This is a genomic window from Peribacillus sp. P4_C12 (assembly GCF_056402095.1).
Map to the genome: position 1 here is coordinate 1 of NZ_JBFUIB010000944.1, position 976 is coordinate 976.

Genomic DNA, 976 nt, shown 5'->3' on the forward strand with positions numbered 1-976 from the left:
GTATAAGAGGGAACTCCGATGAATATAAAGTTCTTCAGCCGTGCCTTTTACATTCCCGTTATTTTGAAGGAAAACATGGAGAGTATTGAACAGATCGATGTTTTTCCCTTCCGAATATTTGATGAGAGGACCTAGTTGGCTCTTCACAAATAAATCAATGACAGTTGAATGATCCAAGTGATGGAGAATGGTATAGGAACCGAGGTCTTTAAAAAGTGAAAAACCAGTGTTCTCGAACCGACTGCTTACTATATTCAATGTCTGAACAGCCTGCTGATAGCTCACATAATAATCCTGGATATTCTCCGTTTCACTCCCGATCCCCATCAGTACTCTACAATCGATAGGTCCCTTCGCGGCCCAGCGCTGAATACTTTCAAAAAGCGTGGCCCAAAACTTTTTCGGCTTATCCCCTTCCTTTTCCGTTGAAACAATGAGAACAAACTTTTCGTCATGTGATGCAGATATAAAGGTACGATCGAGTTCCGACAGATGAGATTTTATCGAATCCCAAACAAGCGTTTTTTTCGTCTGCTGTTCAAGAAGATTGCTTCCTTCCATTTCACTTCCATCAAGCTCTATGGACAAAACAGCCAACCGATGGCGGCTGAACAGGTCCCATTGAAATAAGTTTGCATATTGAATAATGCTTTCTTCATTATCAATTTTTTCTGTCAGCAATTTGCTAATGAAGCTGTCCTTCGCCTGTTCTTTTGCATCCAGGACGAGCTTTTGCTTTATAAACTGGATTGAGCAAATATTCCGAGCTAAATCGACCGTCAGACGGTCGAACTCGTCCATTTCTACACCAGACCTGCGAATGGCTAGGTAGCCAAGCAAATTGCCACCACCACTAACTGGCCAGAATGAAAAATAATAGTCTACATTACTGGGATCTTGCATGGTGATAAGCTCTTTCCCTTTTTGATTTCCGAGTTCTTCCTTTGCTCTTTCAGCCAACTGATGTGTATATAGC

Annotated in this window: 1 protein-coding gene; it reads right to left on the reverse strand. The window is 41.7% G+C overall.

Features of this window, described 5'->3' with window-relative positions; translation table 11 throughout:
- Positions 1 to 976, reverse strand: a 976-nt coding sequence (locus AC1DUW_RS30455; protein ID WP_477644395.1) for a PucR family transcriptional regulator, incomplete at both ends; no start/stop codon positions are given.